The organism is Cupriavidus sp. 01T418, assembly GCF_056398885.1.
The window spans coordinates 293,208-317,941 of record NZ_JBFTQG010000001.1; the positions used below are offsets into that span (position 1 = coordinate 293,208).

Here is a 24,734-nt window from a genome sequence, read left to right on the forward strand (position 1 = left end):
AGACAGACATGACAGCCAATGCACCCGGTCCCAAGAACACGCTGCCCCTAAACAAGCAGGAACTGCTCGCCGTTTATCGCAGGATGCGTACCATCCGCGATTTCGAAGAGCGCCTGCACGTGGACTTCGGGCGCGGCGACATTCCCGGCTTCGTCCACCTCTACGCCGGCGAGGAAGCCGCCGGGGTCGGCATCCTGCACCACCTGGGCGATGGCGACCGTATCGCCAGCACGCATCGCGGCCACGGCCATTGCATTGCCAAGGGCGTCGATCCGGTGGCGATGATGAAGGAGATCTACGGGCGCAAGGGCGGCTCCTGCAACGGCAAGGGCGGCTCCATGCATATCGCCGACCTGTCCAAGGGCATGATGGGCGCCAACGGCATTCTGGGCGCGGGCGCGCCGCTGATCTGCGGCGCCGCGCTGGCCGCCAAGTTCCGCGGCAAGGGCGAGATCGGCATCACCTTCGCCGGCGATGGCGCGTCCAACCAGGGCACCTTCCTGGAGAGCCTGAACCTGGCCGCGGTGTGGAACCTGCCGGTGATCTTCGTGATCGAGAACAACGGTTACGCGGAATCCACCGGGCGCGATTACGGCACGGCAGTGGACAGCTACGTGGACCGCGCCGCCGGCTTCGGCATTCCGGGCGTGACGGTGGACGGCACCGATTTCTTCGCGGTGCACGAGGCCGCCGGCGAAGTCATCAAGCGTGCCCGCGAAGGCGGCGGCCCCGCCCTGCTGGAATGCAAGATGGTGCGCTTCTACGGCCACTTCGAAGGTGATGCGCAAACCTATCGCGCCTCGGGCGAGCTCGACGACATCCGCGCCAACAAGGACTGCCTGAAGAAATTCTCCGCCACCGTGACCCAGGCTGGCGTGATCGCGGCGGATGAACTCAAGGCCATCGACGAGCAGGTTGCCGCGCTGATCGAGGACGCGGTGCAGCAGGCCAAGGCGGCGCCGTTCCCGACGCCCGCCGATCTGCTGACCGACGTGTACGTCAGCTACTGAGCGCGCGACCTCAGCCATCCCGAGACATAACGACAGCAAGCACGATCCACGATCAGGAGACCAAATCATGTCCCGTAGATTAAGCATGAAGCTGGCGATCAACGAAGCGATCGACCAGGAAATGACCCGTGACCCGAGCGTGATCATGCTCGGCGAGGATATTGTCGGCGGCGCTGGCGCGGACGGCGAGAAAGACGCCTGGGGCGGCGTGCTCGGCGTGACCAAGGGCTTATACGCCAAGCACGGCGACCGCTTGCTGGACACGCCGCTGTCCGAGTCCGCCTACGTGGGCGCGGCCATCGGCGCCGCCGCCTGCGGCATGCGGCCGATTGCCGAGCTGATGTTCATCGACTTCATGGGCGTTTGCTTCGACCAGATCTTCAACCAGGCCGCCAAGTTCCGCTACATGTTCGGCGGCAAGGCCGAGACGCCGGTGGTGATCCGCGCCATGGTGGGCGCGGGCTTTCGCGCGGCGGCCCAGCACAGCCAGATGCTCACGCCGCTGTTCACGCATATCCCCGGCCTCAAGGTGGTGTGCCCAAGCACGCCGTATGACACCAAGGGCCTGCTGATCCAGGCCATCCGCGACAACGATCCAGTGATCTTCTGCGAGCACAAGAACCTCTACGGCTTCGAAGGCGAGGTGCCGGAGAACTCGTACGCTATCCCCTTCGGCGAAGCCAATATCGTGCGCGACGGCAAGGACGTCTCCATCGTCACCTACGGCCTGATGGTGCATCGCGCTCTGGAGGCGGCAGCCACGCTGGCCAAGGAAGGCATCGAAGCGGAAATCGTGGACCTGCGCACGCTTTCGCCGCTGGATATCGACACCGTTCTTGAGTCGGTGGAAAAGACAGGCCGCCTGGTGGTGGTGGATGAGGCCAGCCCGCGCTGTAATATCGCCACCGACATTTCGGCGCAGGTCGCGCAGCGTGCGTTCGGCGCGCTAAAGGCCGGCATCGAGATGGTCTGCCCGCCGCACACGCCGGTGCCGTTTTCGCCAGCGCTGGAAGACCTGTACATCCCCAGCGCGGCGCAGATTGCCGATGCCGCGCGCAAGACCGTGAAAGGAGGGAAACGCTGATGGCCGAGATCACTCCGATCGTCATGCCCAAATGGGGCCTGTCGATGAAAGAAGGCACGATCAACGACTGGCTGGTCGAGGAAGGCACGCAGATCTCGGTCGGCATGCCGATCCTCGACGTGGAGACCGACAAGATCGCCAACGCGGTCGAAGCGCCGGACGCCGGCACCCTGCGGCGCAAGGTGGCGGCGGTGGGCGACGTCCTGCCGGTCAAGGCGCTGCTTGGCGTGCTGGCGCCGCCGGAGGTCAGCGACGCGGAAATCGACGCCTACGTGGCTGCCTACGAGACTCCCGCGGCCGATGAGGACGACGAAGACGCGGCCGCTTCCGCCTGCCACTTTATCGATGTCGACGGCATCCGCGTGCGCTATGCGAAGCGAGGCGAGGGCGCGCAGACGGTGCTCTTCATCCACGGGTTTGGCGGTGATCTCGACAACTGGCTATTCAACCTCGACGCGCTGGCGGAAACGCACATCGTGGTCGCACTTGACCTGCCGGGGCATGGCCAGTCCACGCCGAAGTTGCCGGGCACCACGCTGGCAGCGCTGGCCGGATTCGTCGCGCGCTTCATGGACGCGCTGGATATCGCCCAGGCCCACCTCGTCGGCCACTCGATGGGCGGCGGCATAGCCGCGCAGCTAGCGGTGGACGCGCCGCAGCGGGTGCGCTCGGTGGCGCTGGTATCGCCGGCCGGCCTGGGTGACGAGGTCAACAACGGCTACACCGAAGGCTTCGTCAACGCGCAGTCGCGGCGCGATCTCAAGCCGGTGGTGGAACTGCTGTTCGCCGATGCGAGGCTGGTCAGCCGGCAGATGCTGGATGACCTGCTCAGGTACAAGCGGCTCGATGGCGTGACGGAAGTGCTGGGGAGCCTGGGCGCGAGTCTGTTCGGCGGCGGCCGGCAGACCGAGCAGCCGGGCCGCAAGCTGGGCGGCTGCGGCAAACCGGTGCTGGTGATGTGGGGCGCGAAGGATCAGATCATTCCCGCAGCGCATGCGGAGAATGCGCCCGCGGGTGCCACCGTGAAGGTGTTCGACGATGCGGGACATATGAGCCAGATGGAGAAGGCCAACGAAGTCAACGCGCTGCTAAAGCGGCATATCGACGGATGACCTATCCGAGTCCCGTGCGGGACTCGGGCAGTATCTGCGCAGTGCGCACCTTGAAAAATGGTGCTTCGGACTTTCGCGTGTGCTGGATTTGGCCCCAGCGATGCATCGACCCACACTGAAGTCCGATGAACCTGAAAAATCAACACCAGAACACGCAAAGGAGATCACCCATGACCGAACCGCTAAGGGGACAAGTCGCCGTAATCACCGGCGGTGCCCGCGGCATTGGCCGCGGTATCGCGCTGACGCTTGCGTCGCGGCCCGGCTTGCGCGCTTACCGGTCATCCCATGCGATTTGAATTCCTCGATCCCGATCCCACCGACCCGGACCCGCTGCATGCCGAGCAGGCGCTGCTCGAACAGGCCGGCGCCGGCCGCTGGCTGGCGCACCTGTGGCAGGCACCCGTCTCGCTGGTGGTGCCGCGCAGCTACCTGCGCCATGCGAAACTGGACACGGCGCGCCGCGACTTCGCCGCGCGCGGCTGCCCGGTCTGGCTGCGACTGTCCGGCGGCGGGCTGGTGCCGCAGGGCCCCGGCATCCTCAACCTGAGCCTGGCCTACCCCGTGCGCGGCGGCGCTGGCACCTGCGCCGAGGCGGTCTACCTGCATCTGTGCGAGGTGCTGGCTGGCGCATTGGAGACGCTGGGGCTGCGCACGCACTGGCAAGCCGTGGACGGCTCGTTCTGCGATGGCCGCTTCAACCTGGCCTGGGGCCCACCGGAGTCCGCCCGCAAGATTGCCGGCACCGCGCAGTACTGGCGCCGCGTGGCGGGTGCCGAGGATGCGACCCTGCATGTCGTGCTGGCCCACGCCGTCCTGCTGGTCAGCGCCGATCCGGAAGAGATCAACCGGCGCGCCAATGACTTCGAGGCCGCCATCGGCAGCGGACGCCATTACCGTGCGGACAAGGTGGTCAGCGTGGCCCAGGCGCTGGCGCAGAGCGGGCAGCCGGTGCTGGAGGACCTGGCCGGCCGGACCGCTGAAGCGCTCCGCGGGGCGCTTGACGCAATCCCGCCTTGACGTGGATTCGTCGGTATTGACGATTCCCCGCTGGGACAAGCGTGTCAAACTGTCCGGCTAGACGCTCCGGGGACGCCCCGGGCCGGGCAAACAAACGGAGACAGGACATGGCGGGACCGTTGGCGGGATTGAAAGTGGTGGAAATGGTTGGGATCGGCCCGGCGCCGTTCTGCGCGATGATGCTGGCCGACCAGGGCGCCGAGGTGATCCGCATCGACCGCCCCCGTCCGGCCGGGCCCGGCGAGGCGCCGGCCACCGGCGCGGGCAAGGCGCGCTGCGACGTGCTGGCGCGCGGCAGGCGCTCCCTGGCCATCGACCTGCGCAAGCCCGGCGCGGCCGCGGTCGTGCTGGACCTGATCGCCAGGGCGGACGTGCTGATCGAAGGCTTTCGCCCCGGTGTGATGGAGCGCCTGGGGCTGGGCCCGGACGTTTGCCTGGCGCGTAATCCGGCGCTGGTGTATGGCCGCATGACCGGCTGGGGCCAGCACGGGCCGCTGTCGCAGGCTGCGGGCCACGACATCAACTACATCGCCATCGGCGGCGCGCTGCATGCCATCGGCCGGGCGGGGCAGCCGCCCGTGGTGCCGCTCAACTACGTCGGCGACTTCGGCGGCGGCGGCATGCTGCTGGCGTTCGGCGTGATGTGCGCGGTCAACGAGGCACGCAATTCGGGCATGGGGCAGGTGGTGGACGCGGCCATGACCGACGGCACCGCGGTGCTGTCCGCCATGATGTACGGCTTCAAGGCGGCCGGGCGCTGGAACAACCAGCGCGGCGACAACCTGCTCGACGGCGCCGCGCATTTCTACGACACCTATGCCTGCGCCGACGGCAAGTACGTGGCGGTGGGCGCTATCGAACCGCAGTTCTACGCACTGCTGCGCGAGCGCTGCGGGCTGGACGATCCGCTGTTCGACAAGCAGCTCGACAAGCTCCACTGGCCCGAGCTCAAGGCGCGCATGACCGCTTTGTTCCTCACGCGCACGCGTGCCGAATGGTGCGAGCTGCTGGAAGGCAGCGACGCGTGCTTCGCCCCGATCCTGGACTGGGACGAGGCGCCGCAGCATCCGCACAACCGCGCCCGCGAGACGTTCCTGGAAATCGACGGCGTGATGCAGCCGGCCCCGGCGCCGCGCTTCAGCCGTACGCCGGCGGCCGTGCCGCAGCCGCCGGCCGAACCTGGTGCGCATAGCGACGCGGTGCTGCGGGATTGGGGCGTGGATGCCGAGGTGATTGTCGCGTTGCGGCGCGATGGAGCGATCTGATACTGATACTGCTTAAAGTCAAAGGCAAGAAGGCGCGATGTGCATTGCGGGATTCGGGGTAGCGCAAAGGAAAGGTTCATCGCCGATTTTGCGGGATGGGAAAGCCGTGTGGCTGTCAGGGAGGGCGGCCGGACTGCGGTATGTTACGGGGAGGAGCCAGGCGACCGAGATCGGCCACGAGCGGTCGTTCGCCATCACCGCCACGCGGTCATTCGGGTGGCACTTTCGCAGCCAGAAGCGGCCGTTGACCTCCTGCCAGTGACGTTGCGCGTCTGCGGCAAGAATGAGGCGTCCGCGGACTCGCAGTCAGCGTGTGACAGCGGAGAATGATCTTGCTGCCAACCACCGCCCAGCGACTGGAACACGCTCACCTGGTAGTACGCGATTTGCGCGTCTGATTCGGCAAGTGTCGCCTCGGCGTTGGCCAGCGTGCGGTCGGCGTCCAGACTCAAAAGATAAGGCACGCGACCACCTTGGTACAGGCGGCGCTGTTCATGAGCAACCACGCTGGCCTGGTCGCGTGCCTCACGCAGCGAGCCATTGCGGCTAAGTTCGTTGGTATAGCGAGCCAGCGCGCTCTGCGCCTCCTCCAGCGCCTTCAGTACGACGCCATCAAAGTGTGCCAGAGATGCATCGGCGCCCGCTTCCGCGCCGCGGACACGCGCCCGCGCGCCATTGGTCGGGAAATTCCACGTCACCAGCGAGCCGAAACTCCAGTGACGCGTGTCGCCCATGCCGAGATCCGACAGGGCGCCCGCTACACCGCCTGTAGCGCCGAGGCTGATCGAAGGATAGAGATCGGCCGTCGCAACACCGATCTTCGCGGTAGAGGACGCCAGTTCGCGCTCGGCCTGCCGGACATCTGGCCGTCGTTTGAGCAGCGCGGCGCCGTCGCCGACTGGAAGAGGCTGTCTCAGCCGCGGTTCCTCGCGACACTCTGCTTGCGGCAATGACGGCGCGCCCGGCGGCTGACCTAGCATGACTGACAGTCGATAGGCAGCTGCCGCCTGTTCGGCGCGAAATCGCGGCAAGCTCGCGCGCAGGCTTTCCGCTTGCGATCGTGCCTGCGGGACGTCCGCCGGCTGGTTGCGACCTGCATCCACCAGTTTGCGTGTCAATGTGACAGCGCTTTCCTGAAGCGCGAGCTGGCGCTGTGCAACTTCAAGTTCATGGGTGGCCGCGCAACCCTGCACATAGGCAAGAACCGTCTGCGACACTACCATCACGCGGGCCGAGTCGAGCGCGGCCTGGCTGGCCTGCGCGGCGGCAAGCGACGCCTCGTCTGCGCGTTCCAGTTTGCCGAAGATGTCGATCAGATACGACACCGAGATGCCATAGCTGCCAACATTGATGACAGGGGGCTGTTGTTTAGTCAGAAAAGCCTCGCCCGAATACTGCTCGCGGCTGGTTCCAGCCGTGATATTGCCCTGAACCAGGTGCTCCGCCTGCACCTCCTGGAAGTTCGCGAGCGAGCGCCGAAGGTTGGCGGTGGCTACTCGCAGGTCGGTATTGGCACGCAGAGCCTCCTGCACCAGTCCATTAAGCTTCGGATCGTCGTACAGCCGCCACCAGTCATCCGGTAACGGCGCCAGCGAGATCGCGGGATCGTCGGAACCTTGCAATGGTTCCTTGATCATCGGCGATTGAACCACGGCGTTCTCAGGCACGTGATAGTCCGGGCCGACGGTCATGCAGCTGGACAATAGCGCGATCATGAGCGCGCCAGCGGCACGCGCAAGCCAGATGCGAATGTTCATTGCCGCGTCTCCCGGCTTGCGGGCGTTCCGGACGCACGTTCTCCACGCACACCGACGGTGGCGGTACGTCCCGATACCAGTTGTACTTCGGCAGGCACGTTCTCAAGCATAACGCGGACTGGCACACGCTGCGCCAGGCGCACCCAGTTGAAAGTCGGGTTCACGTTGGGTAGCAGATTCGATCCGGCGCTGCGGTTGCGGTCCTCGATGCCAGCCGCAATACTCTCGACGTGACCGTGCAGCACAGTGTGCTCGCCCATGATGCGCACATCGACGGGGTCGCCGATACGGATCCGGGGCAGCTTGGTTTCCTCGAAATAGCCCTCGACGTACAGGGAGTCGCTGTCCACCGCGGAAAGCGCGGGCTTGCCGGCGTTGGCGTAGTCGCCTGGCCGTGGCATACGGTCATTGACGAAACCATTGATGGGACTCACGACACGCGAGCGCTCGATATTGAGGCGCGCCACGCCGACGGCGGCTTCAGCCTGCGCAAGAGCAGCCTCGCCTTGTTCGACGCGCGCCTGCGTTGCCTCAACTGTCTCGCGCGCCACCACATCGACTAGCGAGCGATTGCGTGCGGCTTCGCGGCGCGCCTCGGCCAGTGCAGCACGATAGCTGGCTGCGGTTGCCTCGGCCTGTTGCAACGCAAGGTCGTATCGCTGTGGATCGATCACAAACAGCACCTGCCCGCGATGCACCTGCGCGTTGTCCTTCACATACACCTCGGTCACCAATCCCGATACGTCGGGCGCGACCTGGACAATGTCGGCCCGCACGTGGCCATCGCGGGTCCACGGCGCCGTCGTATAGTAGTTCCACAAATGCAACCCAACAAAGGCCGAAACGCTGACGGCCACCAATGTGAGCAAGACGGGACCGAGGTGAAAAACGATACGCTTCATGATGGCATTCTTTGTGCAAGCGCCAGCAAGGCGCCAAGCATGATGATGTAGATGGAGGCATTGAACAGTGACCGATGCCAGACTCGTCGATAGAAACCGGCACGTGCCAACAGTCCACGCAGAACCGAGGTCAGTCCGAACGCCAACAGCATCAGCACGAGCAGGCTCGGGACGAACACACCGTAGACGTCGATCTCACTTGGCATCGTCATCGTCCGTTCCAAGGGCAGGCTGGTTACCCGGAAATAGCGTCAGACGCAGCCCAACCAGCGCGGTCAATGCCGAGCGCGCATTGGATGTTGCCTGAAGGGCGACGGCGTGGCAGGCGGCATCGATGCGGGCTGCGAGCGCCACGGGGACTTCGGCCGGGCGCCTTCGACGGCCTCGGCGACTTGAGTAAATTGCGAGCGCACGCAGCACGCGGACCACGGCACGCTGCGTCGACGGCGCCATGTCCTCCGTGTCGCGTTGCAACGCCAGCGTGTCGAAGCCCACCTGAAGTCCCACGAATTTGTCGTGCGAAGAGGCTTCCCCCGCGATCGTTTGCATGGGTATCAACCGCGCAAGCCGGTCAAGCATGCGGGCGCGAAGCAGTGGAGACGCAACCCAGCCGCCGTGATCCGCGCCATGCGCGATGTCGCGCCAGTTCGCGCGGAGCAACCGGTCGGCTGCCAGCTGCTGACCAAACGGCCGCGTGAGCATGTACCAGAGCGGCGCGAATGACATCCCCGCAAAGATCGCCAGGCTGCTGTTGAAGAGATCGTCGAAGGGTGCGTCATAGAGCGTCTGCACATTCGCGAATGTGACCGCGTTCACCGACAACAGCACCGCGTACAGATTAAAACCAGGGCGCACTATCAGCGCGCCGATGACGATGTACGGTATCGCCAGCAAAGCCACCAGCGCTTCGAAATCATGGGCCAGGGGCAAAACCACGAACAGGTAGAACCAGACCACCAGCAGGCAGACGGCACTCCAGGTCACGAAGCGCCATGCCACCTTGCGCGGCTGGTCGACACCGTTCAGCAGGCTGATCGTCGACGCCGCCAGCCCGACGGGGCCAGCTCCGTTTTCCCAACCCGAGACGATCCAGAATTCACCGACGCAAAATATGGCGAGTCCCGCCGATGCCGCCTGGAATAGCAACAGCAGATGATCGTGGTGGTAGGCGCGCGGGGCCGGTTCACCTTGATAGCGGAGCACTGGAATCGATACCGCAGGCGTGTCGTTGCCAATGCTCCGCTGCAAAACCAGACAGTCTTCCCACAGATCAGCGAGCGTGTCGAGATGCCGCTCTGCCGCTGTCACCAGGCCGGCGTGCCAGCCTGGTGCGCTTGCATGACCGGCCGACACGTCACCTTGCGCACCGCCGGAATCGGGGCGCGTCACGTCTGCCTCTGCGCGCACCCACGCGCCCAACGCAGCCAGTCGCGCAACCAGAGCCGGTGGCACCCCGGCGCTATGGTCACGCAGGGCATGCACCACCTGCGCGAGCGCCGACAACACAGGAAGCAGCATGGTCATCCGCTCGTGAAGCGCACGCGCGCCTGCTACTGCTGCTGGACTATCAGCCTCATAAGAGAGGTGATCGACAAGATGGCCGATTGCGGTGATATTGGCCGCTAGCCGGTTGCGGCTGTCATGGCGCACGACGTTTCGCGGATCTCCCGAAAGCATGTCGGTGACCCACAGCGCCGCATCGGCAAGCCACGTTTGCGATTGCGCACGCAACACGGTCGCGACGCGAGTCGGAAACATCAGAGTGGCAATCACGCTGGCGCAGGCGATGCCGATTACAGTTTCTTCGACCCGTACCAGCGCCACGTCGAATACGGTAGTCGGATCAGTGACTGTTGGTAAGGCGACGATCGGCAGCGTGAACGCTGCCAGCAGGAACGTATAGCTTCGCGGCCCGCGCTCCATCTGGGACAGGTACAGCAGCGCGGCCGTCCAGAACGAGATGGCGGCCATCAGGGCTAACGGCTCATTGACCAACGGCGGCACCAGCACGAGTGCTGCGGCCGCGCCTAGCACCGTGCCGCCGATGCGATAGGCGCTCTTCGAGCGTGTTGCACCGTCCAGCGGATTCGAAACCAGATAGACCGTCGCCATAGCCCAATAGGGGTGGTCCAGGCCAAGCGCGAGCGCAATATAGAGCGAAAGCATCGCGGCGCCGAATACCTTGACCGAGAAAAGCCACTGTTGCTTCGCTCGCCATTTGGGCAGCATCGACAGTATCCGGGTAGCGGACAGAGGGATCATGCGAGCGGGCCTCCACCCAAACCAGGTCGGAGCAGACTTCGCCTCCAATCGGCAAAAATGTGATCGACACCGGCACGACTACGTTTCGAAGAATGGCTGGTCATCTGCGCTCTGCCTGATGAATGGAGTGTTCTTGCGTAGAGGCGTCTGCGTGGTCGCCAATCCGATGCGCTGGCATTCGTCGCGCACGAATTCGCGAATTGACCGGCGTGACGCTTCGGTCCGATCGTGCCGACGCATTGGAAATTTTTCGCGGTACGGCACAGAATCTAAGCCTTTCCTCGTCGTTCCAGTAGCCGGTCGAATTGGGAACTTCCCTTTCTTTTCTGGAAGGCAAATGCCGACCTGAGCGATGGGCATCAGGTGCACTGGTGCTTTTACGCACATGCGTTCTACCTGTGCCAATTCGGGAATTGCTGAGGTGGCGGGACGAGTGCTTCGTCCGTGTCGGTTACTTTCTTGTGGGGCACTGCACGAGGGCGAAGCACCCGTTGGAAAAGCGCATCGCCGCGGCTGGCGTCGCCCGTCGGCGTTCGACTATCGTTCGGCCATTGCGGGCCGTCGGACTGGCGTCGGCCAGTTGCGGACAATCGTCGACAAGTGTCGAACGGCCGCAAGAGGACTGTGGTCGCCTGGCGGCTCGAAAACTCCGAACCAGTGAGTCAGATCGGGATAGAGGATGTCGAGCCCAGATTTTCATTCCTATGCATGTGTCACTAACGGGGCGCCACCATGCAACTCGCAGAGTGGGCCACCGGCTAGTGGGAACGCTCAGGTTTCTAAGACGATGTCGGCCGCTTGCGGGCCGGGCGGGCCGGCCGCGGACCTGCGGCATTCGCGTAACCGAGCCTTTCCCTCAGCTTCGGCACCAGGAAGTCGATAAGTGCCCGCAGCTTGAGTGGTATCTGGCGTTGGGCCGCGTACATGAGGTTGACAGGCGCCGGCTGTGGCTCGAAGGCTTCCAGGAGCTTCACAAGACGACCGGATTGCACGGGCTCTTCAATCTGGTACGACACGACCCGCGCAATGCCCGCACCCTCCGCCGCGGCAACGACGGCAGCCTCCACTGAACTCACCACCAGCCGGGACGGCACCTCGATCTTCAATGTCCGGCCTCTGGAGTGAAATTCCCAGTTGCTGCCCACCGCATACCCTTCGAATGACACGCAGTCGTGCGAGAGAAGATCCTCGGGCTTGCGCGGTGTCCCATGCTTTTTCAGGTAAGCAGGGCTTGCGCACAGCACTTGCCGATGCAGGCCGACACGCGTTGAAATCAGGCTGCTGCTCGGTTGTTCCCCAAGCCGCAGCACGAGATCCACACGCTCATCCAGCAGATTGACGAGCCGGTCCGTCAGTTGCACGCGCATGCGGATTTGCGGAAACGCGGCTAGAAATTCGACTATCACCGGCATGACGTGGATGCGCCCCATCACGGGCGGCACGCTGATCACCAGTTCTCCCTGCGGCGCCTGATATTCGCCGGAAGTCGTGCGTTCGATTTCCGCGACCTCCTCCAGAACACGCCGGCATGACGCCACGTAGCCGCGCCCAGCTTCCGTCAGGGTCAGCGCGCGGGTGCCGCGCACGACCAATTGCACATTCAGGTGTGCCTCCAGCTCGGAAACGCGTCGGCTCACGGTTGCCAGAGGAATACGAAGTTTTCGACTGGCGGCGGACAGGCTTCCCGTGTCTATCGCCGCCAGCAAGATGCCCATTGCCTCAAACCGATCCATTGCCTTCCACCAATGAGAGGTCAGTTCCCAATTCTACCGGCTACTCGAAGGACCGGGAACGGCCTAGATTCTGTATCGATCCGGCCGCGCTTGCGCATCCTGTGCGCCACTGTCCCAGGCGCTCGGCCTCGTGTACCACCAACCAATACCGATTTTCCCATCGGGAACCAGCCATGACATTTGAAACGCTCAAAGTGAACCGCGACGGAGCAATTCTGTTCGTGAACATATTCGCGCCACCCATGAATCTGCTCGGCCCCGAACTCGTGCGCGACCTCGTCACGCTGATCAAGGACGCTGAAGCCGACGATGACATCAAGGTGCTCGTCTTCAGCAGTGCCGATCCCGACTATTTCATCTCGCACGTGGATGTGACAAAGGTAAAGGAGTATCGCGACGAAGCTGCAAAGCTGACCGGCGAACCCTCGATCGCGCTGCTGTTCCGTCATTTGAGCGCAAGCCGGCTTGTCTCGATCGCGCAGATCGAAGGGCGTGTGCGCGGTGCCGGCAGCGAATTCGTGCTCGCCTGCGATATGCGCTTTGCCGCGCTGGAATCAGCGGTGTTCAGCCAGATGGAACCCGCCTTCGGACTCATACCCGGCGGTGGCGCGGCCCAGTTCCTTACTCGCCTGATGGGCCGCGGCCGTGCGCTCGAAGTGATGCTGAGTGCACATGACTATGATGCGGACATCGCGGAGCGGTACGGATGGATCAACCGGGCATTGCCCGCCGGGTCGCTCGGCGACTTCGTTGCAACGCTCGCGCAGCGAATCTCCCGTTTCCCAGCGGCCGGACACGCGATCGTTAAGGAGCGCGTCAATGCCATCGCATTGGCGCCCATCGACGAGTTTCGGCGCGATTCAAATCTGTTCGGAGAAAACGTGCGGTCGCAACCCGCGCAACGCCGGATGGCATCTGCCATGGCGCGCGGCTTCCAGACGCGCGAAGCGGAACTGGACCTGAGCCAGCTACTTGGCGACCTCGACGATTGATAACCAGAAAGGAGTGCATTGATGTACCAGAAGCAACACGTAAGTATCCCCGTCGATGGTGGAATCGACCTGTCGGCATGGCTGTTCTTGCCAGAACATCACGACGCGCTGCTGCCCGCCATCACCATGGCGCACGGCTTCGCGGGAACGAAATACCATGGCATCGAGCCGTTTGCCGAAGCATTCGCTGAAGCCGGCTTTGCCGTGCTGCTGCACGACCACCGCAACTTTGGCGAAAGCGGCGGTGAGCCACGGCAAGACATCAATCCGTGGCAACAGATCACTGACTGGCGCCGCGCCATCTCGTACCTGCAGGCGCGGCCGGAAGTGGACGAGAACCGTGTCGGCATTTGGGGCACGAGCTTCGCGGGTGGGCATGCCTTCGTGCTTGGTGCGACTGACCGGCGTCTGAAGGCGGTTGTCGCGCAAGCGCCCACCGTCGACGGTTACGCTGGCGGTCTGCGACGGATTCCACCGGAGGGCGTTGCTGACCTCGAGGCGAGGTTCGCGGCTGATGAGCGCGCGCAACTCAATGGCGAACCGCCAGCGATGCAGCAGATCGTCAGCGGCGATCCTGCCGTGCCGGCCGCTTACAAGGCTGCGGATGCGGTGAGCTTTTACTTTCAGCCCGTGCCGGAGGGAGTCTGGGAAAACAGGCTCACGCTGCGCTCGACGCGCTGGGCGCGCATGTATTCACCAGGCGAGTACATCCCGCGTGTATCGCCGACTCCGCTGCTGATGCTGGTGGCGCAGCATGACCACATCGCCGTTACCGACCTGGCGCTCAAGGCATACGAGCAGGCACTGGAGCCGAAGCGGCTGGTCATGCTCAAGGGAGGGCACTTCGACCCGTATCTGGCCGAACTTCCGAGCGCTTCTCGCGAGGCCGTCGACTGGTTCAGGAAGCACCTCTGATGTCGCGCATGGGGCGGTCGCCACCACGGCTTCCCCGCATCGATCGCGCGAACGCGTCTGTCCGCGACGGACGTTGAGGCGCAACTGATTGACGGATGCCAGGACAAAAACATACTAAAGATCAACGTGGTCTTCCACCACTTTGGCTACTTTCTGGAGAGACTGTCGTAGCGTTTCGAGATCAACAGAGCCAAGTGCCAGTCGAACGGCGTGTGGAACGTGCTTAGACGTAGCGAAGGGATGGGCTGTCGACACAGAGATTCGCTCGCGCAGCAGCGCCTTCGTAACAGCATCCGCGCGGACTTCTTGTGGCAGTGGGAGCCAGACGAAGTACGAAGAGGGGTGGCGGACCAACTCCAGATGACCAAGGACTTCGCTCACAACGGCCTGGCGCAGGGCAGCGTCACGCCGTTTCTCCGCTTCCAGCCTCGCAACCGTGCCATCCTCAATCCAGCTGCAGGCAATCGCCGTCATGGTTGTGGGCGTGTTCCAAACGGTCGCCCGGATCGTGCGCTCCAGTTTGCCGACCCAATCGCGCGGTGCGCTGACCATGCCGACGCGAAGCCCTGTTGCGATGCTCTTCGACAAGCTGGACACGTACACCGTCAGTTCAGGTGCAAGCATCGCTAGTGGCGGTGGCGGACGCTTCTCCAGAAAGGCATAAGCTGCATCCTCGATCAGAATCAGTCCATGTTGTCGAGCAATAGACACCAGATCACGCCTCCGACGGGCGCTGACTACCCAGCCCAACGGATTATGCAGTGTCGGCATCGTGTACATCGCGCGGACCCGTCTTCGCCGACACAATTCCGCCAAAGCATCCAGATCGGGTCCGTCTGCAGCACACGGAATCGTAACGAGTTCGAGCCGGAAAGCCTCGGCGGTCAGCTTGAAACCGGGGTACGTCAGCGCGTCCACGGCGACGACATCGCCGGGTTCAAGCAATGCTATGGCTGTCGCAGTCAGCCCATGCTGCCCACCGCTCACCAGCACAGTGTTCTCGGGCGAGGCTGACAAACCGCGACTGGCCAGATGGCGGGCCATTGTCTCCCGCTCGTGCGGCCGCCCGCCATGGGGATGGTACCGAAGCAATGCTTCCAGGTTGCCCGACCCCGCCAACTCTCGAAGTGCCGTTCTCAGGAGCTCGCCCTGACCCGGCATGGAAGGATTGTTGAAGTTCAGGTCGATCGCGGCGTCGTTCCAGGTCTGGAGATCGACGCCATGGCCACGCGGAAGCACTTCCTTTACAAACGTGCCCCGGCCGGTTTCACCGCTTACCAATCCCATTGCATGAAGCTCGGCATAGACGCGCGTGGCAGTGGCGAGCGACAACCCTTGACTTGCGGCGAGATCGCGGTGGGTAGGCAGTCGCGTTCCAGGACGCAGTCGACCTTCTTGGATGTCGGCTGCGAACTGGTCAACGACTTCCTTGTAACGGAGTCGAGGCATGGCGATTCCATGACAATCGTTCGAATGTATAGATTATCTTCCAAACATCGTTCATGACACAAACGCTTCCCGTCAGGTCACGTCGCCCAACACTTGCCAATACTCGTTGGACGAAGAGATTTCCCTTCGCACCCGGACTCTCGAAGCTCCACGATCTCAGTGAAATTTAGCCGTCGTGCACACGTTGCGGCCAGCAGTCCGAGTGGCTCTTGCCCGGTCCGGCGGGTACCCGAAAGGGCGCAAGCCCAGTTGGCGACGTCACGCTCAAGGTGCCGCTAGATGTATCTATGACAATAATTTGATTGTACTGAAACCCAAGATTACGATGCATTATCCATTCAGCCTTAGACCATCGATCTTGGGCAGAAGGCCGCACTTGTGTGGCCGGATCAAGCCCTCGGCATGCTGTTCGTGCGCGGGGCGGGACGCCAAGTTCACCGAAAACTGGAAATGCGTATGTATCTGACTCAAGCCACCGCACTTGCCCCTGTTTGTGAGGCCAATCTCAATGAACAGTTTTCCCGTTATTGGGGTGAAGGTTGGGGGGCGACATGGAACTGAATGCCGCTGTTATCCTCATCACATTCGCTGGTGTTTTCCTGATCTGCTTCATGAAGGGAGCCTTCGGTGGCGGCTTCGCCATCGTCGGCATTCCGCTGCTGTCGCTCGTCATGGATCCCGTGACGGCGGGCGGCTTGCTTGCGCCCCTGTTCATTGCAATGGATCTGTTTAGCCTGCGCTACTGGAAGCCATCGACCTGGTCTAAGCCTGACCTCGTGTTGCTGGTGCCCGGACTGGTGGTTGGCATTGGGCTTGGCTATCTGCTGTTCCGGGAGTTGGACCATCGCGCAATAGCCGTCGTGATGGCCATCGTGACACTGGCTTTCGTCGGTCTGTGGATCAAGCGCGGTGGAGAAGTCGTGGTGCGTCCGCGCTCCTCGCGCAAAGCCGTCACAGCCGGCATGACTTCGGGCATTACCACCATGGTCGCGCACTCCGGGGGGCCGCCGCTGGCGATGTACTTGCTGCCACTCGGCCTCGGCAAGCAGATGTATGCCGGGACGACCAGCATGTTTTTCACGGTAGGCAATATCTGTAAGGCGTTGCCATGGCTGGCTCTGGCAAGGCCGACGGGTGCCGTCTGGACGTTGATGGCAATCTGCCTTCCAGCAATTCCTGCCGGTGTCTGGCTTGGTTGGCGCCTGCATGACAAGCTGGACCAACGTCAGATGTACAGAGCCTGTTACGGTTTGCTGGTTGTCACAGCCATCAAGCTGCTGTGGGATGGCGCGTCGGGTTTTCTACACTAGATATCGCGTCTGTACAACTGAGTCACTTGCGAGCAACTTTTTGGAGACTATTATGTTTTCCTTTCTTTTTGTAGAGATCGGCCGTTGGCTTGATCGGGCAGCACAGCGCCGCGATGATGAGTACCTTGCGGGTTCGCGAGACCTCGCGGAGCTTGAATGCCGCATGCGGTCACGGGAAGAATGTTCTTGGCCGAGAAGGCTTCCGTGATCAAAGGACCAACAGTGGTTCCGCGTAGGCGTCGACAATCGTCGTGTAACGAGGTGGGCACGCATTTGCCCGCAGCGCGCAGAGTCAGGGCAGGAGAGCCTATACATGACGATTTCGACATCACGATCAAGTCAGAGGCTTCGGTAAATGTACGTGCACTCCACCCGTGCGTCCGGCCATAAGCAGTTGCTGACCTTTTCCATCTGAAGGTCCCGCAGTGACAGAACCACGTCATTCCCGCACTCACAACCTCGCATTGGCTGTGAGCCTCGTACTAGTTGCATTTTCGCTGCGAACGCCCATTACGAGCGTCGGCCCAATCCTCCTCGAAGCGGTTCGAGCGACGCACCTGACACCCGCCGGCGCGAGCATGCTGACTACGCTTCCGTCGCTATGCTTTGGCTTGTTCGGGCCGCTTGCACCGATGCTCGCCCGACGCATGGGCAGTGAACGTGCATTGCTCGCGCTGCTGGTGCTGGTCACCGCCGGCATCGCCTTGCGTGCTGTACCTTCGTGGCAGATGTTGTATGTCGGACAAGTCGTCGCCTGCTTTTCGATTGGCTTGATGAATGTACTACTGCCCGGCGTTGTGAAGCGTGATTTCCCGCATCACGTTGCTCTCATGACGGGACTGTACAGCGCCTCTATGGCCGTGGGCGCGGCCGCGGCTGCCGGAGCGACTGCGCCAGTCGCCAATGCTCTAGGACGCCTCGTCGGTGACGCCGGTGGCAATGCATGGGCGTGGGCATTGGCGCTCTGGGCACTGCCCGCCGCACTGGCCATGCTCATGTGGTTTGGGCAATTGCCTGCGATGGAAACTCAGGCAGGAAGGGGCACGCGGGTCGTTCGCGGTTTATGGCGAGACCCGCTCGCATGGCAGGTCACACTGTTCATGGGCTCGCAATCGTCGCTTGCGTATATCGTGTTCGGCTGGCTGGCAACTGTTTTGCGCATGCGTGGAATGAGCGCAGTCGATGCAGGAATGATGCTGTCGCTTAGTGTGGTTGCTCAGGCCGCAGCGTCTTTACTGCTGCCCTTCCTGATTGCGCGCCTTCCGGATCAACGCGCGGTGAACGTCATCGCATTGGTGCTAGTCGCCGTGAGCCTCATGGGTTGTTTCTTCGCGCCTCTATCGACGATGTGGGGCTGGACACTGCTGCTCGGCCTCGCGCAGGGTAGCGCCTTTACGCTCGCCCTCACCGTCATAGGGTTACGCTCGTATGATTCGCATGTGGCCGCGCAGCTCTCCAGCATGGTTCAAGGGGTCGGCTATCTGATTGCGGCCAGCGGCCCATTCATCGCCGGATCCTTGATGCACACAACCGGTTCCCTTCACAGTCTGGCCTTTCTGTGCATAGCCATCTGCGCGATGTCAGCCTGGCTCGGTTATGCCGCTGGCCGGCGCGAGCACGTGAACGTGCACATTGAGCCGGGTACGGCCTGACAGCGTCGAACATCTGCTTACGGACATAATGGTTCGATGGATATTCCGGCTGCGGTGCGACGGTCTGCTCTGTGTCGAGCACGCGCAGGCAGAGATGATCGTGTGAATGTCTGTTATAGCCTGGAAGCTGCCGTGGCGTTCACACTTGGGCGAACGACTGGAGTGGGTCGCTATGCAGAGGTTTACATAGCGACCCCTGTACTAAACCGCTGACGCGGTAGTGGGAGGGAAGCGAGCGTTTGTGCCTAGCGTTCTGTGAGAACAGTTGCCTGGTACCGCGTCACCGCGAGGTGGTGACCACGCGGCCAGGAGCAGGATGGAAGTTGCCCGACCGGGCATTCCATTCACTGTTCCCAGGAGGTCCGTCATGACCCCGCTCCGCCAACGCATGCTAAATGACATGCAGATCCGCAACCTCGCAGACAACACGCAGAAGGCCTATCTGCGGCAGGTTTCCAGTTTCGCCCGGCACTTCCGGCGCTCACCCGAAGTGCTCGGACCCGAAGAGATCCGGGCCTGGCAAATCTACCTGACCAACGAACGCAGGCTCGCCCCGAGCAGCGTGCAACTGGCTGTCGGCGCACTGCGCTTCCTGTACCGCATCACGCTCAGGCGGGAATGGAGCGACGAGGACTTCCCACTGCCAAAGCGACCCGTGAAGCTGCCGGTCATCCTGAGCGCCGAGGAAATCACCCGTTTCTTCGAGTCAGTCCCCAGTCTCAAGCAGCGCACCATGCTGATGACCGCGTATGCGGCTGGCCTGCGCGTGTCAGAAGTCGTCCATCTGAAGGTCACCGATATCGACAGCCAGCGCATGGTGATCCGCGTGCACCAGGGTAAATCCAGGAAGGACCGCTACGTGATGCTTTCCCCGCGGCTGCTCGAGGTCCTGCGACTGTACTGGCACGAGGCTCACCCCCGCGAGTGGCTGTTTCCTGGTGAGATGCCCGGGCGCCCCATCACCCGGTCCGCAGTAGGGCTCGCATGCCAGCTCGCGCACCAGCGCAGCGGGATCACGAAACCCGTTACACCGCATTCGCTGCGGCACGCCTTCGCGACCCACCTGCTGGAAAGCGGTACCGACGTCCGCAGGATCCAGTTGCTGATGGGCCATCGTAGCTTGTCGACCACGGCACGCTACCTGAAGCTGGCGACCAGCTCCGTGTGCGCCACCACCAGTCCCTTCGACCTGCTACCGCACCCCGAACCGATCCCGCCTGAGCCCACACCGCCCGTATACTTCTGAACGCGGCGATGAGACCGACGCTCGAAGTGGCGGACATCTTCCGCCGCTACGGCCCGCAATATCGGCAGACTCATGTCGACGCACTCAGTCGTGCGCAGCGGCGCGCCATGAGCGCCATCGAACTGTGCCGCACCGCCGTGCTGGGCGGCCATGTCGAGCAGTGCGATACCTGTGGCCATCAGCGCATCGCCTACGACTCGTGTCGCAATCGCCATTGTCCCAAGTGTCAGTCGCTCGCCCGCGCGCAATGGCTCGAACGCCGGCAGGCCGAACTGCTTTCCGAGGTCGAGTACTTCCACGTCGTGTTCACAATCCCCGAGCCCATCGCCGCGCTCGCGCATCAGAACAGGAAGCTTCTCTATGACATCCTGTTCCGCACCAGCGCTGAGACGCTGCGCACGATCGCCGCCGATCCCAAACATCTGGGCGCCGAAATCGGCTTCATCTCGGTCCTACATACCTGGGGGCAGAACCTGCAGCATCATCCGCACGTGCACTGCGTCGTGCCGGGCGGCGGCCTCGCGCCCGATGGCGAGCGCTGGATTGCCTGCCGTCCCGGCTTCTTCCTGCCCGTGCGGGTGCTCTCACGCCTGTTCCGGCGGCTGTTTCTCGACGAGCTGCGCCGCGCCTTTGCCAAGGGGGCGCTGCACTTCTACAGCCAGCTCGAACCCCTCGCTGACGCTCAGGCCTTTGCCGCGTGGCTTGCACCGACGGCACAGGCCGAATGGGTCGTCTATGCGAAGCCGCCCTTCGGTGGTGCCCAACACGTGCTCGACTATCTGGGCCGCTACACCCATCGCGTCGCGATCTCAAACCACCGGCTGGTCAGCTTTGATGGCGACTCGGTGATGTTCCAGTGGAAGGACTACCGGCATCGCGCCAGGAGCAGCACGATGACGCTTGCCGCCGACGAATTCATCCGTCGCTTCCTGCTGCACGTGCTGCCCAACGGCTTCAAGCACATTCGCAGTTACGGGTGGCTGGCCAATCGCCACCGCGCAGCCAAGCTTGCCACCTGCCGCCGGCTGCTCGGCGTCGTTGCCCCTGTGCAGGAAACTTCCAGCCTCATGGACGACTACCGTGACCGTTACCAGCGACTCACTGGCAGGTCGTTGCGCGATTGCCCCGTCTGCGCCAAGGGCCACATGGTATGCATCGAAACGTTCCTGCCGGGTGCACTTCCGCGTGCACCGCCCCGCAGCCACCATGCTCACTGATCCGTTGGTGTTACCCTCGACCACGTTGCCATTCATTCCTGCTGGCAACGCGTCCGGGCCTGCGCCATCCAGTCCTTTCCTCGGGCAAATGATCCGGAGGCTGCCCAATGCATCGCGCCATGTCGACGCTCGCACCGCCATCGCACGATCGCCATCGTCACTTCACCGTCGTCCCGTGGTCGGCTTACGCGTGTGGAGTGCGCCCGATCATCGCGGCGACCATTCAATGCCCATAGACGCTACCGCCCGTGGAGCGGTTTAGCACAAACGGTTTTTTGGTTACCGGTCGCGGGCTGCTCTCCCAGGTGCTGTTCATATGCACGCGGCCGCGACCGCTAACCAAAAAACCCTCTGCTCTATGCTCAGGTCACAACTATGCGCAGATGGTCATCGTGGTCGCAGCCAGCCCCTTGAGTGGTGCGATCGGGGCTGGCGAAGCCTACGCATAGTTACAGCGTCCGCAAGAATCGAATCAACGAGTCCGGTGCCTGATACCGGCGAATCCTGGCGTCAGGCGCTTCCAGTCGACCGAGGGCTTTCTCCTTCATCGCGAGGTCAGCTTCGACGTAGCGGTGTGTCGTGATCGGACTCTCGTGACCGAGCCACAAGGCGATCACGTTGAACGGAACACCCGCCTGCAACAGGTGCATTGCGGTCGTATGCCTCAGGATGTGTGGTGATACGCGCTTCTTGAGGAGGCCGGGTTGCTCCACGCCTGCGCGGCTCACGGCAAGATCCAGACGTTGCGCGACGTTGGATCGCGACATCGCTTTCCCATCTCGGTTGGGAAGCAAGGCGGCTTCGCCGCGCAGCGTTGGATTCAATCGCAACCAACTGCGGATCCCGGCGACGGTGGCGTCCCACAGGGGGATCGATCGCAGCTTGCGCCCTTTTCCATGCAGGTGCACGCAAGCTGCGCCGTCGAGGACCACATCGACGACGCGCACGCCGATGATCTCGGAGACACGCGCCCCCGTGTTGTAGAGCATCGTCAGCAGCAGGTAATCGCGCTGCGAGGACCAGCTCTCTCCCGGCTGGCCGAGGACGGCCACCATCTCTGCCCGCGTAAGGTAGTTCAGCATCGGCCGCTCGAAGCGCTTCATCGGTACCGCCAGTGCGCGTTCGACATCGTGCAACGAAGCTACGTCACGGCGGCCGGCGAACTTCAGGAACGCGCGCAGCGCGGTGAGCCGCAAGTTGCGGCTGCGAACTGAGTTCTTCCGATCCTGTTCCAGATGATCAAGGAAGGCCAGAATCAGATCGGGTTGGAGGTCGGCCAGCCGCATCGTGGTCGGCGCCTTGCCGAGCTGGCGACAGGCGAAGTCCAGAAACAGCAGCAAGGCATCCCGGTAACAAGCCACCGTACGCGGACTGACCGCCCGCTGCGCGACCAGGTATTCGGTGAAGAACTGCTGGACAAGCGCAGCGAACGAAGGCGACTTCGAGGCAAGGGTCTCACGCATCTTGCACCTCACTCTTGGTCGCGAACGACTCGAAACGTCCGGCAGCCAGCGCCATCAACTCGGGCACCGCAGACAGGTACCAGTAGGTGTTGGTCACCATCGTATGCCCGACGTAGGTCGACAGTGACAGCATGGCCTGATCGATGTCCACGCCCTGGGCCTGCCACTGCACGATGCGGCGCACGACAAAGGTGTGCCGCAGGTCATGGATGCGTGGGGCGTGGTGTGCTCCGCGGTTGCCGCAGCCCAACCGCTGTTGCAGGTCGCGGAAGACGCGATGCACCTGACGGTCGCTGAGTGGCAGCCCTCGTCGTCGACCGCGGGTGCCAACGAAGAACGGGCCATCCTCCGCTGGCGAACCCTCGACCAAGTCGCGCAGCCGTCGATACCGGCGCAAGGCATCGACGGTGCTCGGGTGCATGGGGACCTGGCGCGACTTGCCGAACTTGGTCCGGCGGATGGTCAGCATCCCATTCTTGAGATTAATGTCGCCGTTGCGCAGCGACAGCGCCTCGCCGATCCGCAGCCCCGTGGCGGCGATCAGTCCGAATAGCGTCTCGTAGACGGCGCCTCGTAGCCCCGGCGCGGGCCCGAGACGGCGTGCACAAGCGAGTAAGTCGACGATCTCCTCCTCGCTGAAGATGTGTGGCGCCTGCCGCTCGGGCAATCGCCCGAAGATCGTATCGTCGGGCACCTCGGTGCGAGGCTCGAACTGCTGCAGCCAGCGAAGGAACGTGCGCAGCTTCTTCAGCCGCCGCGCCCAGGTCCGCGAGTCATTGCTGTCGTGGCGGTCGCTTCGGGCCCAGGCGGCCATGAGTTCCACAGTCAAGGCGCCGCGATGACCGGTAGCGTGGACATGACGCGCGAAGCTGCGCAGGACATAGCCATCATTGCGGGTGGAGAACCCCAGTCGGCGACGCTCGATCAGAAACTGTTCAACGCGTGCTTGTATGGAAGTTGACGCGCTCATGATGCACTCCCCGGCCACGGTAACGCGACCTCGACCAACTTGCGGCCGTCGAGCTTGGCGTAGATCAGGGTCGTGTTCAGCGAGCGGTGACGCAGGACGTCGGCTACTTCCTTCAGCGAGGAACCGCCGGCCAGCAACCTGTTGGCCATCGTGTGGCGCAGCAGGTGCGAGCGCGTGTAGGGAAGGCCGGCGCGCGCGAAGGCTTGGCGGATCGTCTTACGGACGAGATCGGCACCGGCGGGCTGGTCGCGGGGCGCGACATGACGGACAAAAACGGCTCGATTGGAAGTCTTGGGACGCTCCTGCGCGAGGTAGGCCGCGATAGCTTCGCCGGTAGTGGCGGGTAGCGGTAGCACGTCCTCGCGACGGCCCTTGGTGTGGCGCAGGACGAGCGTGCCGGCTTGCCAGTCGATGTCATCCAGGCCGAGACGAGCAATCTCGCCGCTGCGCAACCCGAGGTCGAGCGCACAGCGCACGATGGCGTCGGCTCGCCGCATTGAGCGGCCCCGTTGGCCGAGCGATCCGATCAGCCTGTCGACTTCTTCCGCCGTCAGCGTCTTGGGTAGCGAGGACAGGGACCAGTTGGCAGGATAGGACACCGCGCCAATGAGTCCGTGGACGAGATCGCCGAGCGAGGCACGGTAGCGGAAGTAGCCGCGCAATGATGCTACGACCACCCCGGCGTTCACCGGCTTGGTGTAGAGCTTCGCTTGGCCGGCGAAGAAACGCCGAACATGCTCGGGCTTGATCGCGGCGAGGTCGACTGCGTCCACGCCGAAGCGGGCCGTCAGCAACCGCCCGACGATGCGCAGTGCGATGCTCCGTGTCTTCGGCGCCAGACCCCGCACATGCTCCATATACTCGCCGTAGCGGCGCAGTTCCTCGTCTACTGGTGTTGCGCCGACCGCTGGCACCGCAATGACGCCCTGAGCGCGCAGGACCACGAGCAAGTGTCCCAGAGCCGCTCTATGGTCACGCCGATCGTGTAACGCGCCAGGGCACTTGCATTGGAAATGCTCGTGGAGGAACTCTGCAATCAACCCTTCATCGATTCGGCGCCGCCGATAGCGCCCGGAGTCCGCCCATTGCGCGAAGTGCGTGATGCAGCGCAGGTAGGTAGCGACCGTCTTTGCAGCGTACCGGCGTTGGCTCAGGTACTGCTTGAAAGCATCAACGTATGCTCCGATCGGCCCATCGGCGAAACGGTGCATGTCGGTGTGGTTGGAGCGACGAACGATGTCCATGGTGATCTCCCAAAGTGGGACCACCACTGCATCCGCAGATTAGAACTATGTCCAGATCCTCGCTCGCTCACCTTGCCAGAGCCTTGCCATGCTCGGAACAGCGCTGTAAGTAACCGAGCATCTGCGCATAG

Annotated in this window: 20 protein-coding genes and 1 pseudogene; 12 read left to right on the forward strand and 9 right to left on the reverse strand. The window is 63.2% G+C overall.

Features of this window, described 5'->3' with window-relative positions; genetic code table 11:
* Window positions 1-8: 8 nt before the first annotated feature.
* The 6 genes and pseudogenes from AC1DQ3_RS01360 (at window position 9) to AC1DQ3_RS01385 (ending at window position 5,491) form a co-directional block, all read left to right on the forward strand.
* Window positions 9-1,010: a thiamine pyrophosphate-dependent dehydrogenase E1 component subunit alpha gene (locus AC1DQ3_RS01360; RefSeq protein WP_477118368.1), complete on the forward strand. Its 1,002-nt coding sequence runs from the start codon at window positions 9-11 to the stop codon at window positions 1,008-1,010.
* 67 nt (window positions 1,011-1,077) lie between these two features.
* Complete coding sequence (locus AC1DQ3_RS01365) at window positions 1,078-2,094, forward strand: alpha-ketoacid dehydrogenase subunit beta (RefSeq protein WP_477118369.1); 1,017 nt, start codon at window positions 1,078-1,080, stop codon at window positions 2,092-2,094.
* Window positions 2,094-3,206, forward strand: coding sequence for an acetoin dehydrogenase dihydrolipoyllysine-residue acetyltransferase subunit (locus AC1DQ3_RS01370; RefSeq protein WP_477118370.1), 1,113 nt, complete (start codon window positions 2,094-2,096; stop codon window positions 3,204-3,206). The genes AC1DQ3_RS01365 and AC1DQ3_RS01370 overlap by 1 nt, the downstream gene beginning before the upstream one ends.
* 170 nt (window positions 3,207-3,376) lie before the next feature.
* A pseudogene (locus AC1DQ3_RS01375) lies at window positions 3,377-3,460 on the forward strand (SDR family NAD(P)-dependent oxidoreductase); the annotation flags it as partial.
* Window positions 3,461-3,494: 34 nt separating this feature from the next.
* A complete protein-coding gene (locus AC1DQ3_RS01380; RefSeq protein ID WP_477118371.1) occupies window positions 3,495-4,226 on the forward strand; it encodes a lipoyl protein ligase domain-containing protein in 732 nt (243 codons plus the stop codon).
* Between the two features lie 107 nt (window positions 4,227-4,333).
* Window positions 4,334-5,491, forward strand: a complete 1,158-nt coding sequence (locus AC1DQ3_RS01385) for a CaiB/BaiF CoA transferase family protein (protein ID WP_477118372.1) — start codon at window positions 4,334-4,336, stop codon at window positions 5,489-5,491.
* 194 nt (window positions 5,492-5,685) lie between these two features.
* Here the strand turns inward: AC1DQ3_RS01385 and AC1DQ3_RS01390 are convergent, their stop codons facing one another.
* The 5 genes from AC1DQ3_RS01390 to AC1DQ3_RS01410 all read right to left on the reverse strand — a co-directional run bounded on the left by AC1DQ3_RS01390 (window position 5,686) and on the right by AC1DQ3_RS01410 (window position 12,127).
* On the reverse strand, window positions 5,686-7,248 hold the full coding sequence (locus AC1DQ3_RS01390) for an efflux transporter outer membrane subunit (RefSeq protein WP_477118373.1): 1,563 nt from the start codon (window positions 7,246-7,248) through the stop codon (window positions 5,686-5,688).
* The gene (locus tag AC1DQ3_RS01395; RefSeq protein WP_477118374.1) at window positions 7,245-8,150 is read right to left on the reverse strand and encodes an efflux RND transporter periplasmic adaptor subunit; all 906 of its coding nucleotides are present in this window, start codon (window positions 8,148-8,150) and stop codon (window positions 7,245-7,247) included. The genes AC1DQ3_RS01390 and AC1DQ3_RS01395 overlap by 4 nt, the downstream gene beginning before the upstream one ends.
* Window positions 8,147-8,356: a DUF1656 domain-containing protein gene (locus AC1DQ3_RS01400; protein ID WP_477118500.1), complete on the reverse strand. Its 210-nt coding sequence runs from the start codon at window positions 8,354-8,356 to the stop codon at window positions 8,147-8,149. Before AC1DQ3_RS01400 ends, AC1DQ3_RS01395 begins: the two co-directional genes overlap by 4 nt.
* Window positions 8,346-10,412 (reverse strand): FUSC family protein, encoded by a 2,067-nt coding sequence (locus AC1DQ3_RS01405; RefSeq protein ID WP_477118375.1) that lies wholly within the window; start codon window positions 10,410-10,412, stop codon window positions 8,346-8,348. Before AC1DQ3_RS01405 ends, AC1DQ3_RS01400 begins: the two co-directional genes overlap by 11 nt.
* Window positions 10,413-11,191: 779 nt before the next feature.
* On the reverse strand, window positions 11,192-12,127 hold the full coding sequence (locus AC1DQ3_RS01410) for a LysR family transcriptional regulator (RefSeq protein ID WP_477118376.1): 936 nt from the start codon (window positions 12,125-12,127) through the stop codon (window positions 11,192-11,194).
* A 191-nt stretch (window positions 12,128-12,318) separates the two neighbouring features.
* On the opposite strand from AC1DQ3_RS01410, the gene AC1DQ3_RS01415 reads away from it, so the two are divergent.
* Both AC1DQ3_RS01415 and AC1DQ3_RS01420 read left to right on the forward strand, forming a co-directional pair.
* A complete protein-coding gene (locus tag AC1DQ3_RS01415) occupies window positions 12,319-13,137 on the forward strand; it encodes an enoyl-CoA hydratase/isomerase family protein (protein WP_477118377.1) in 819 nt (272 codons plus the stop codon).
* Window positions 13,138-13,158: 21 nt separating this feature from the next.
* Window positions 13,159-14,052 (forward strand): alpha/beta hydrolase, encoded by an 894-nt coding sequence (locus AC1DQ3_RS01420; RefSeq protein ID WP_477118378.1) that lies wholly within the window; start codon window positions 13,159-13,161, stop codon window positions 14,050-14,052.
* A 114-nt stretch (window positions 14,053-14,166) separates the two neighbouring features.
* On the opposite strand, the gene AC1DQ3_RS01425 is transcribed toward AC1DQ3_RS01420, so the two are convergent.
* The gene (locus AC1DQ3_RS01425) at window positions 14,167-15,501 is read right to left on the reverse strand and encodes an aminotransferase-like domain-containing protein (RefSeq protein ID WP_477118379.1); all 1,335 of its coding nucleotides are present in this window, start codon (window positions 15,499-15,501) and stop codon (window positions 14,167-14,169) included.
* A 551-nt stretch (window positions 15,502-16,052) separates the two neighbouring features.
* On the opposite strand from AC1DQ3_RS01425, the gene AC1DQ3_RS01430 reads away from it, so the two are divergent.
* From AC1DQ3_RS01430 to AC1DQ3_RS01445, 4 genes are all read left to right on the forward strand, one after another.
* Window positions 16,053-16,811: a sulfite exporter TauE/SafE family protein gene (locus tag AC1DQ3_RS01430; RefSeq protein WP_477118380.1), complete on the forward strand. Its 759-nt coding sequence runs from the start codon at window positions 16,053-16,055 to the stop codon at window positions 16,809-16,811.
* A gap of 470 nt (window positions 16,812-17,281) precedes the next feature.
* The gene (locus AC1DQ3_RS01435) at window positions 17,282-18,463 is read left to right on the forward strand and encodes an MFS transporter (RefSeq protein ID WP_477118501.1); all 1,182 of its coding nucleotides are present in this window, start codon (window positions 17,282-17,284) and stop codon (window positions 18,461-18,463) included.
* A 367-nt stretch (window positions 18,464-18,830) separates the two neighbouring features.
* Window positions 18,831-19,709, forward strand: coding sequence for a tyrosine-type recombinase/integrase (locus AC1DQ3_RS01440; RefSeq protein ID WP_477118381.1), 879 nt, complete (start codon window positions 18,831-18,833; stop codon window positions 19,707-19,709).
* Between the two features lie 8 nt (window positions 19,710-19,717).
* The gene (locus AC1DQ3_RS01445; protein ID WP_477118382.1) at window positions 19,718-20,926 is read left to right on the forward strand and encodes an IS91 family transposase; all 1,209 of its coding nucleotides are present in this window, start codon (window positions 19,718-19,720) and stop codon (window positions 20,924-20,926) included.
* A 449-nt stretch (window positions 20,927-21,375) separates the two neighbouring features.
* Here AC1DQ3_RS01445 and AC1DQ3_RS01450 read toward each other — a convergent pair whose 3' ends face one another.
* From AC1DQ3_RS01450 to AC1DQ3_RS01460, 3 genes are read right to left on the reverse strand one after another with little or no spacing between them, the layout of a single operon-like run.
* Window positions 21,376-22,389: a tyrosine-type recombinase/integrase gene (locus AC1DQ3_RS01450; RefSeq protein WP_477118383.1), complete on the reverse strand. Its 1,014-nt coding sequence runs from the start codon at window positions 22,387-22,389 to the stop codon at window positions 21,376-21,378.
* Window positions 22,382-23,359 carry a tyrosine-type recombinase/integrase gene (locus AC1DQ3_RS01455; protein WP_477118384.1) on the reverse strand — a complete coding sequence of 326 codons (978 nt, stop codon included), beginning with the start codon at window positions 23,357-23,359 and terminating at the stop codon, window positions 22,382-22,384. The genes AC1DQ3_RS01450 and AC1DQ3_RS01455 overlap by 8 nt, the downstream gene beginning before the upstream one ends.
* On the reverse strand, window positions 23,356-24,603 hold the full coding sequence (locus AC1DQ3_RS01460; RefSeq protein WP_477118385.1) for a tyrosine-type recombinase/integrase: 1,248 nt from the start codon (window positions 24,601-24,603) through the stop codon (window positions 23,356-23,358). The genes AC1DQ3_RS01455 and AC1DQ3_RS01460 overlap by 4 nt, the downstream gene beginning before the upstream one ends.
* Window positions 24,604-24,734: the final 131 nt, after the last annotated feature.

Bases quoted from the DNA above. Each gene is read 5' to 3' on its own strand.
- AC1DQ3_RS01360 (WP_477118368.1), top strand. From the start codon at position 9: ATGACAGCCAATGCACCCGGTCCCAAGAACACGCTGCCCCTAAACAAG.
- AC1DQ3_RS01365 (WP_477118369.1), top strand. From the start codon at position 1,078: ATGTCCCGTAGATTAAGCATGAAGCTGGCGATCAACGAAGCGATCGAC.
- AC1DQ3_RS01370 (WP_477118370.1), top strand. From the start codon at position 2,094: ATGGCCGAGATCACTCCGATCGTCATGCCCAAATGGGGCCTGTCGATG.
- AC1DQ3_RS01380 (WP_477118371.1), top strand. From the start codon at position 3,495: ATGCGATTTGAATTCCTCGATCCCGATCCCACCGACCCGGACCCGCTG.
- AC1DQ3_RS01385 (WP_477118372.1), top strand. From the start codon at position 4,334: ATGGCGGGACCGTTGGCGGGATTGAAAGTGGTGGAAATGGTTGGGATC.
- AC1DQ3_RS01390 (WP_477118373.1), bottom strand. From the start codon at position 7,248: ATGAACATTCGCATCTGGCTTGCGCGTGCCGCTGGCGCGCTCATGATC.
- AC1DQ3_RS01395 (WP_477118374.1), bottom strand. From the start codon at position 8,150: ATGAAGCGTATCGTTTTTCACCTCGGTCCCGTCTTGCTCACATTGGTG.
- AC1DQ3_RS01400 (WP_477118500.1), bottom strand. From the start codon at position 8,356: ATGCCAAGTGAGATCGACGTCTACGGTGTGTTCGTCCCGAGCCTGCTC.
- AC1DQ3_RS01405 (WP_477118375.1), bottom strand. From the start codon at position 10,412: ATGATCCCTCTGTCCGCTACCCGGATACTGTCGATGCTGCCCAAATGG.
- AC1DQ3_RS01410 (WP_477118376.1), bottom strand. From the start codon at position 12,127: ATGGGCATCTTGCTGGCGGCGATAGACACGGGAAGCCTGTCCGCCGCC.
- AC1DQ3_RS01415 (WP_477118377.1), top strand. From the start codon at position 12,319: ATGACATTTGAAACGCTCAAAGTGAACCGCGACGGAGCAATTCTGTTC.
- AC1DQ3_RS01420 (WP_477118378.1), top strand. From the start codon at position 13,159: ATGTACCAGAAGCAACACGTAAGTATCCCCGTCGATGGTGGAATCGAC.
- AC1DQ3_RS01425 (WP_477118379.1), bottom strand. From the start codon at position 15,501: ATGCCTCGACTCCGTTACAAGGAAGTCGTTGACCAGTTCGCAGCCGAC.
- AC1DQ3_RS01430 (WP_477118380.1), top strand. From the start codon at position 16,053: ATGGAACTGAATGCCGCTGTTATCCTCATCACATTCGCTGGTGTTTTC.
- AC1DQ3_RS01440 (WP_477118381.1), top strand. From the start codon at position 18,831: ATGACCCCGCTCCGCCAACGCATGCTAAATGACATGCAGATCCGCAAC.
- AC1DQ3_RS01445 (WP_477118382.1), top strand. From the start codon at position 19,718: ATGAGACCGACGCTCGAAGTGGCGGACATCTTCCGCCGCTACGGCCCG.
- AC1DQ3_RS01450 (WP_477118383.1), bottom strand. From the start codon at position 22,389: ATGCGTGAGACCCTTGCCTCGAAGTCGCCTTCGTTCGCTGCGCTTGTC.
- AC1DQ3_RS01455 (WP_477118384.1), bottom strand. From the start codon at position 23,359: ATGAGCGCGTCAACTTCCATACAAGCACGCGTTGAACAGTTTCTGATC.
- AC1DQ3_RS01460 (WP_477118385.1), bottom strand. From the start codon at position 24,603: ATGGACATCGTTCGTCGCTCCAACCACACCGACATGCACCGTTTCGCC.